This is a genomic window from Roseococcus pinisoli (genome assembly GCF_018413645.1).
Taxonomy (GTDB): Bacteria; Pseudomonadota; Alphaproteobacteria; order Acetobacterales; family Acetobacteraceae; genus Roseococcus; species Roseococcus pinisoli.
Map to the genome: position 1 here is coordinate 1 of NZ_JAHCDA010000008.1, position 8,498 is coordinate 8,498.

Here is an 8,498-nt window from a genome sequence, read left to right on the forward strand (position 1 = left end):
GCTCGTCAGGCTCATAACCTGAAGGTCACAGGTTCAAATCCTGTCCCCGCATCCCATACTCCCAATACCGCGATCCCATACCCAGAACGCCCGCTGTCCCCAAAGACAGCGGGCGTTTCGCTGTTTGAGGGGCGCGCCAGACAACGGCCGGCCCGAGGAATGAAGGAAGTCGGCCGCGCCGATCAGTTCGATGCGAGGCGCTCTGCCGCCAGAGCCACGGGCGGATGGATCTTTGCCTGGTCGATCAATGCGCGCGCCGCCTCTAGAACCTCGCGGTTCGCCTCACCCTCCAGGCGCTTTGGGAGCTGGTCCACGCGCTGCTGGCAGAGCGCGCAGAGTCTGGGATGAAGTCGCGGAACCCATGGCTGTTCCGGCGCGCCTGCCAGCTTGGCCTCCAAATCCTTTTGACGTTGGGTGAGCTCATCCAACGGACCTTGAACGCTTGATGTCCGGACGCCAGCCGCGATCACCTTGATAAAGTTGTCGAATTTGCGGCTGATCCCATCCAATTCGCGCGGTTCAGCCCTAATGGCCCCGCATGCCGGTCGCGGACTACTTCTTCAGCGCTCGTTACGAGCGCTGGCCCTGCGACAGGCGAGCTTGAACCTTGGCTGCCATCGCTAGTCTCACCGGCCACATCGGATTGCTCACGGCGGCGGCAGCTTCTGACAGCCGTACCTACCGATCCGTTTGAGAAGCGCGTTGGCCGCTTTCCCGAGCAACCGCCGGAAAGCGGTGAGGCTGTTTTCGGCCAAGCCGCCCAGTCGGCATCGCATCCAACCGCTATGGCACCTGTCTCCCTGCTCGAGCATTGACCTACGCTGCTGCTCTGCTGCTGTTGCAGAGCGCTATATTCCGTGAAGTATATCGCTCGATCATTCCGAGGAGCCAAACGAATGCCGCAGGGCGTACTCTCAACTGCCGTTGTCGTGGCTGTACCCGACTGGCTCCGGGTTCCGGACGCCCCAGCAGCCCGGAAGAAGGCCTCGGAGGTCAGGCAATGATGCGCGGCTGGCGCTTGATACTGGCTGCGATGGCCTGTCTAGCCGGCACGCCGGCCTCGGCGGAGCCGCTGCGCCTCTTTGGCGCGGGATCGCTGCGGGAGGCGATGACGGAAATCGCCACAGCCTATGGGCGCGAGACTGGCCGTGAGGTGTCTACGAGCTTCGGCTTCTCCGGCCTCATGCGCGAGCGCATCGAGCGTGGCGAGGAGGCGGATGTCTTCACCTCGGCCGACACAGGGCACCCGCTGAGGCTGCTGCGCGACGGGCGCGCGAGCCGCGTCGTGCTCTTTGCGCGCAACACGCTCTGTCTCGCCGCGCCGGCCGGGACGGGTCTGACGAGCGAGACGGCAGTGCGGCTGCTGCTCGATCCCGGCGTGCCGCTCGGCGTCTTCCCGGCGGTGCAGGACCCGGTCGGCGACTACACATTGGATCTCTTCCGCCGCATCGAGGCGGAGCATCCCGGCGCCGAGGCCGCGTTGCGTGCCCGCGCCGTCGTCATCAATGAGGCCATGGTTGGCCGTCCGCTCGCGCAGGGAGAGGATTGGCCGGCGGCGCTGCTAAGAGACGGCAAGATGCGGCTGCACGTCAGCTACTGCACGACCGCTCGGGCCCGGCTCGCGCGGCAGGTGCCCGGGCTTGAGATCGCAGAGCTGCCCGCCTCGCTTGCGGTCGGGCCGGCCTATGGCCTCGCGGTGCTGCGCGGCGCGCGGCCCGGCGCGGAGGATCTGGCGCTGTTCATTCTCAGCGAGGCTGGACAGCGTGCCCTCGCGCGCGTCGGCTTCACGACGGTGACGCTGCCCTGATCGCTTCCCCGGGCGCTACCGCATGATGAACGGATTGGCGGGAGCGCCCTTGGCCGTGGAGATCCAGACGCTCTTCGTCTCCAGGTATCCGCGCACCGCCTCGATGCCGCTCTCGCGGCCGATGCCGGAATGCTTCATGCCGCCGAACGGCATCATGTAGCTGACGGCGCGATAGGTGTTCACCCAGACCGTCCCCGCCTTCAATGCGGAGGACATCCGCACCGCGCGGCCAATGTCCTGCGTCCAGACCCCGGCGGCCAGGCCGTAGATCGTGTCGTTCGCGAGCCGGACCGCCTCGGCCTCGTCCTCGAAGCCGAGGATGGAAAGGACCGGCCCGAACACCTCCTCGCGGGCGATACGCATGGAGGGCTGGACGTCCGTGAAGATCGTGGGTTCCACGAACTGCCCGCCCGGATAGCCCTCGGCCGGCCCACCACCGAGGATGCAGCGTGCGCCCTCGTTCTTCGCGATGTCGATATAGTCGAGGATCTTACGGTACTGCGGCGCGGTCGTGACCGGTCCGATATTCGTGTCGGGCAGCATCGGGTCGCCCTTGCGGGCCGTCCGGCCCAGCTCCACCAGCCGCTCAGCGAAGCGTTCGCGGATGGAGTTCTGCACCAGCACGCGGGAACCCGCGATGCAGGTCTGGCCCGTCGCCGCAAAGATGCCCGAGATGACGCCGGCCACTGCCATGTCGAGGTCGGCATCGTCGAAGACAATATTGGGCGACTTGCCGCCGAGCTCGAGCGTGACCCGCTTCATCGTCTTCGCCGCCTGCGCGTAGATGCGCGCGCCCGTGGCGTCCGAACCGGTGAAAGTGATCTTCGCGACATCGGGGTGATCCACCAGCGCCGATCCGACCTCGGGCCCAAGACCGGTGACGACGTTGAACACACCATCCGGAAAGCCCGCCTCCTTGGTCAGCGCGGCGAATTCCAGCGTGGAGCAGGAAGCGAATTCGGAGGGCTTCACCACCACGGTGCAGCCTGCGGCGAGAGCCGGGGCGCATTTCCAGGCGATGAACAACAGGGGCGAATTCCAGGCCGTCAGCGCAGCCACGACGCCGAAGAAGGTCTGGAAAGCCCGCAGCCAGACGCCCGCCTAGGCGCAGCGACTGTCGTGTGCGGCCCATAGCAACTGGGGCAGGTCGCACCACAGATTTCGAGTACTAACGATCAGAGTCACGCAGTTGTCGTGAGCACCAATGCTCTCATGATTCGATTTTTTCCCGGAGATGAAGGATCGGAAATTTTTTATCATGCCTGTTTATTCGCGACTTTGCACATTTTCCGACGCCATCACACCCGAGGCACTTGCCATCTGAAGATCGGGCAAGGGAAGGGATGAAACTTGGGGTTGATGTGAGGAATGTTTTCTTTAAAGTAAAAAAATGGCAAAGAGACAAATGCTTAAAAATTACATTTCGAGGAACATAAAAATTTCCTCCTTAAATTCCAAAAAGCGAGAATCTGTTCTCGAGGAAGGTATCTTAAGTAAGGCCGATGACGCTCTATCACGTGCAACCAAAATGATTGCCAATGGCGAACGAGACGCGGCAATAATATTGCTTCGCTCCCTTCCTGATTTGGCTGAATCTAGGAATGAGGCGGTAAAAATGACTATTGCTGCGGCGCAAATAGATCCTGAATTTCGGGAACTTGTCGCGGCGGCCGATACCGCAAGAGATGCGCGCGATTTTTTGTTGGGGGAATTTTTATATTTGCGGTGCCTTGAAATGTATTCAATGCACTATGGATATATGACTCAATATGCGCATTGCCTAAAAGAGCAAAACAAATACGTCGATTCCGAAATTATTTATAGATCCGCTCTTTCTCTTGGTGGTCCTGTCGCTGATTTGCGTCGACATATTACTGCTGTTGCGGAGGCTTTGGGCGGTTCAGTAAATATACCAAAAGAAATTAATATCACGGCAAAAAATAGTATAGATTTGGCGCCGACGCATGAGGACGTGCGATTGTTGTTAGTTTTATTTTTGGGTGAGCAAAACTGCACGGCAAATAATATCGTGGAAATTTTACGTAATTGCCCAAGGCGCCGAGACGTCATTTATTTTATAATAAACGAAAAAAAATTTCCAAAAATAAATTTGAATTTGATGGTTTTGTTGGGGGAGATTGATCGATGAATTCGTATTCTCCGCTTGTTTCTGTTATTATTAATACCTATAATCGCGGATTTTTACTCGCGGACGCCCTCCGTGGTGTCGAAGGATTGCGCTATCCTCACCTCGAAATTGTAGTCGTTAACGGACCTTCAACGGATGACACTGAGGCCGTGCTGCATGAATGGCATGGGAGAATTAAGCTGCGGAACTGTTCCGTGCGCAATCTTTCTATCTCGCGCAATATTGGCATTGCTGCGGCTGCTGGGGAGATCGTAGCTTTCTTGGATGACGATGCTGCTCCCCATCCTGAGTGGCTCGCGCGGCTGTTGCCTATTTATCAAGATAAGATGGTCGCCGCAGTTGGTGGTTATACTGTAGACAATACCGGTGTGCGTTACCAGGCTCGCAAGACAATTTGCGATCGGTATGGCCGAGCCCATCATGTATCCGACTTTTTTGATGAACGACCGTTGAATCGACCGGGGACGCCGTTATTTCCCAGTCTTTTGGGGACGAATTCTACTTTTAGGCGCGATGCGCTAGTGGATATCGGAGGGTTTGATCACGCCTTTGCATACCTGCTGGACGAAACGGATGTCTGTCTGCGCTTGGTAGATGCGGGCTATCGCGTAATTTATGAGCCGACGGCTTTGGTGTTCCACCAATTTGCGCCCAGTCATATTCGAAATTCGCAACGTGCTGCACGGACCCTTTACCCATCCGCTGTGAGCAAGGCTTATTTTGTTATGAGGCACGGTGCTCCGCGAGATATTGAATGTGCGGCCGCAGCAATCTCTGAGTACCGCCGCGAATTACTTGCTTCCAATAGAGATCTCGAAAAGGAACGCCTTATTCGGTCCGAGCATCGTATTTCGCTTGACGAGGATCTAGAGGCAGGTATCGCGGCGGGCGAGGCTCTCGCCAGAGAGCGCGGTACTACACCGAACGCAGATTTGACGATAGAGGTGAACCCTGAGCCTTTTCTCCGCCTATCACGTCCTGAAGGGCGTCTTAGGATTTGCATAGTCAGCCAAGGTTGGCCACCGACTACCGAAGCCGGTATTGCCCGATGGACAGCTGGGATAGCGGCAGGCCTCATTGGGCGCGGCCACGCGGTTCACGTCGTCACTCGCGCTGAGGATAATGAATCAATTCGATTTGTCGATGGTCTGTGGTTTCATGCACTTTTGCCGGAAAGCGATGGTATCGCTCCCGTTGTTACTCCAGGAATCCCGCCCAATATTTCCGCTTGGAATCGTCGTGTTCGGCGGGAGGTGCAAGCGATCAAGAGCTACGGGCTTAATATATTATCGTTTCCGATCTGGGATTTGGAAGGGGTGTTATGCCTTGATGATCCCGATATCGCGGTCGTCATGTCCTTGCATACAACCTATGCGTTAGCTCTTCCACATAAGGAGGAGTGGCTGAGCCGCCCGCTTTACAGACACTTCGTAGTCGATCGCATGATTGGCGCCGAAAGAAGGGCGCTTCTTTCGGCGCCAATGTTATTGGCGAATTCCTGCGCTATTGTCGCGGATATCGAGCTTGCCTATGGTATTACTATTGATCGAGAACGTGTGGCTCTGGCGCCTCATGGCACGATCGACCTCCTCAAGGGGGTGCCGACGCCATCGCGTAATGCTAACTTTCGGGTGCTTTTTGTTGGTCGTTTCGAGTCCAGGAAGGGTTTCGATTTGGCCATTTCTGCTGCCGTGATAGTCTTGAACGCGCTGCCGAATGTTGATTTTCATTTTGCTGGTGGTGAGTTAAACGAGGAGGCGCGAATGATTTTAGATGCAAGAAACGTCGGGGATTTGAAAGATCATCCTCGCGTACGTTTTCTGGGCTTACTGCCGCGAAATATATTAGAGCAACATTATCGGGAGGCTGAAATTGTATTGGTGCCGAGCCGCTATGAATCTTTCGGCCTTGTAGCGATCGAGGCGATGGCGGCTGGACGCCCTGTGCTAGCAATTGAGGCGGGCGGTCTTGCGGAGGTCGTAACGGACGGAGTCGATGGCCGACTGATTCCGGATGGACCAACCGTGGTCGCCGGTATTGCTGACGCGCTCATTGAACTTGGTCGTGATCGAGCAGCATGCGAGCGTTTGGCCGCAGGCGCCCGGCGTAGTTTCGAGACAAAATACAGGATGGATCATATGCTGGATGCCGTCGAATCTGCCTATCGGCAGGCAATAGAGATACGTATTGCAGGACGCGATACGTGATGTCGCCACCAGATCCTGCCACTTTGCGTAAAGCTCTTGCCCTCTTTGAGCCCTCGATGACGGAGAAGCAAGCCGAGCAGTTATCTATAATGACAGGATCATGGGAAGAATTGTTGGCGCATGTGCTCCTGATGAGATCGACGTTGCCCCAGGACGTTGTAAGTGCGATTCATGCTGTGGCCATACGGTGTAGTGGGGGGATCAATACGCCCCGACCATGTGGGCCTGACGCACGACGCGTCGCCGAATCCGAAAAGGCACTTCTTTCGGCAATGGAAGCGTTGATGGCGGCCGAGGCGGTCGCACGTAAGGCAGGAGATGCGGCGACCGCCGCGCTGGGTTCGCACCTCGCTGAACGACCCATTGTGGGGTTCGACCTAAATCTGCGTATTGAACCGGGAGGCTCCTGATGGAAAGATAATTCTTTGCTTTTATTGAATTTGGCCGTTTGACGCGTGTGTTGAATTGGTGTGAGTCGGTGGGTATGAAACCAAGTTTGCTTGAGTGGGGGTTATGGCAATAGTAATACTGCTCATGATGTCCGCGGTTCCTTGAATATCCTGTACGATGGCTGGCTGACATATGGCGAAAGGGTAAAGAGGACGTTATCCGGCACTGATGAAGTAGTAGTGCAGCACGACTCTCGGATTTGACCATTGCGGTAATCGGCAGCTTTCATTGTTGCGATATAAAATAACCTAGAGACCACACTATCTCTTGCCCGCAGCGCGGTGAACGATATAGGTGGAGCAGAGTTGATTTTATAGCGCGCGGGGCGACGGGCAAGCTGCACCCAATGGCAGGTGATGTCATTGGGCTGTCCAATCTGAAGCTCGTCACCGGAAGCTGGCGTCTATTGCGCCCAAACGCGGTGCGCTGATGGCGTGCGACGCTGGCGATGTTCGTGGTAGAATTTCCTAGGGCTGCAAATCGCGCGTCCTAGCCTAGACATGTTATCCGGGGATCGAGAGTTCGCGATAGCGCCATCGTGCGTATCTAGAGCGGTCTGCAGCCTGAATGAATCAAAGGGTCTTTCGCGACGCGGACGTATTGATTCGACGTCTCTGTCGGCAAGGAGGTCAACAGAGATGTCGACAGTTTCTTTGGGGGATCTGGGGGAACGCGTGGTGGCAAAACCGTAGCCGAGGGTGCGTCTCGACGAGAAGCGGCGACCCGCTTTGGAGGGGTATCTCCAGCGCCATTCGGTGGCACGCCATCGCCCGTGATACGGCTTCCGAGACCTCGGGCTGGGGGGGCGAAATCGGCGTTTTGATCGTGTCTAAGCCTATTCAGCGCCGATCATGGAGCTTGTGGAGTGACAATCCGACTTTACAAAGGCGGAGATCCAGGCGGAGCGGCTCGCGCCGGCCTGTCCTACAGGGAGGGCGCCGTCTGGCGACTCTTCAACCGGCACGGATCACGCGCAAGAAGAACGGCCGACACAGCCGAGCAGGATCTCTCCGACGTTCTGAGATGACGTTGGGATGGTTCGATGGGCAGCTCGATTTCGATCCCGACCGTCTGGCGTATTATTGATGGCTACGCCAAAGACGATCAATGGGGCCAGTACGAATATGGTGTGGAGCTAGGCTGTTTGATCCCGGGCTTTGATGGTGCACTCTCGCTGCAGGAATCGAGGGACGCGCTATGGGCTAGGTTCTTCACGGGAGCGCCACGACGACTGAGGCAGTCCGTCGAGCGATACAACATAGTCAAGCGAGCCTGAGGGCGCTGGCGAAGCGCTACGGCATCAACCAAAAGACCGTGGCCAAGTGGAAGAAGCGTGCTTCGGTGACCGATGTGCCGACTGGCCCGAAGAACCCGTCTTCAACAGTGCTGACGATCGACGAAGAGGCGGTGATCGTCGCATTCCGGCGGCACACCCTGCTGCCGCTCGATGATTGTCTCTACTCGCTGCAGCCAACGATCCCCTCGCTGACGCGCTCGTCGTTGCATCGTGCCTACAGCGTCACGGGATCAGCCGCTTACCCGAGGTCGAGGGCGACACGCCGGCCAAGACCAAGTTCAAAAGCTATCCCATCGGCTTCTTCCATATCGATCTCGCCGAGGTGCGGACCGCCGAAGGCAGGCTCTACATGTTCGTGGCGATCGACAGGACGAGCAAGTTTGCCTTCGTCGAGCTTCATCGCGAAGCCAGGCAACGCACCGCAGCGGACTTCCTCCGGCGGTTGATCGCCACAGTCCCCTACAAAATCCACACCGTGCTGACCGACAACGGCATCCACTTCACGACGCCGGGCGCCGGCGGCGCCGCGGTCCCGCTCATCAAAGAGGCCTTGGCGAACGGAGAACCGTTCCGTGCCCATGCTTTCGA

General features: G+C 57.6%; 5 protein-coding genes and 1 pseudogene. 4 read left to right on the plus strand and 2 right to left on the minus strand.

Annotation, left to right across the window (positions count from 1 at the left end):
• Positions 1-182: 182 nt before the first annotated feature.
• A complete protein-coding gene (locus KHU32_RS22850) occupies positions 183-509 on the minus strand; it encodes a hypothetical protein (RefSeq protein ID WP_213672503.1) in 327 nt (108 codons plus the stop codon).
• A 524-nt stretch (positions 510-1,033) separates the two neighbouring features.
• Between KHU32_RS22850 and KHU32_RS22855 the strand changes: the two genes are divergently transcribed.
• Entirely contained in the window at positions 1,034-1,807 is a 774-nt protein-coding gene (locus tag KHU32_RS22855) for a substrate-binding domain-containing protein (protein WP_213672504.1), read from the plus strand.
• 15 nt (positions 1,808-1,822) lie between these two features.
• On the opposite strand, the gene KHU32_RS22860 is transcribed toward KHU32_RS22855, so the two are convergent.
• Positions 1,823-2,866, minus strand: coding sequence for an aldehyde dehydrogenase family protein (locus KHU32_RS22860; protein ID WP_213672505.1), 1,044 nt, complete (start codon positions 2,864-2,866; stop codon positions 1,823-1,825).
• A gap of 331 nt (positions 2,867-3,197) precedes the next feature.
• Here KHU32_RS22860 and KHU32_RS22865 point away from each other — a divergent pair, with 331 nt between their 5' ends.
• From KHU32_RS22865 to KHU32_RS22875, 3 genes and pseudogenes are all read left to right on the plus strand, one after another.
• Entirely contained in the window at positions 3,198-3,956 is a 759-nt protein-coding gene (locus KHU32_RS22865; RefSeq protein ID WP_213672506.1) for a hypothetical protein, read from the plus strand.
• Positions 3,953-6,163: a glycosyltransferase gene (locus KHU32_RS22870; protein WP_213672507.1), complete on the plus strand. Its 2,211-nt coding sequence runs from the start codon at positions 3,953-3,955 to the stop codon at positions 6,161-6,163. The genes KHU32_RS22865 and KHU32_RS22870 overlap by 4 nt, the downstream gene beginning before the upstream one ends.
• A gap of 1,701 nt (positions 6,164-7,864) precedes the next feature.
• Positions 7,865-8,498: pseudogene (locus KHU32_RS22875) on the plus strand (DDE-type integrase/transposase/recombinase); the annotation flags it as partial.

Bases quoted from the DNA above. Each gene is read 5' to 3' on its own strand.
- KHU32_RS22855 (WP_213672504.1), top strand. From the start codon at position 1,034: ATGGCCTGTCTAGCCGGCACGCCGGCCTCGGCGGAGCCGCTGCGCCTC.
- KHU32_RS22870 (WP_213672507.1), top strand. From the start codon at position 3,953: ATGAATTCGTATTCTCCGCTTGTTTCTGTTATTATTAATACCTATAAT.
- KHU32_RS22865 (WP_213672506.1), top strand. From the start codon at position 3,198: ATGGCAAAGAGACAAATGCTTAAAAATTACATTTCGAGGAACATAAAA.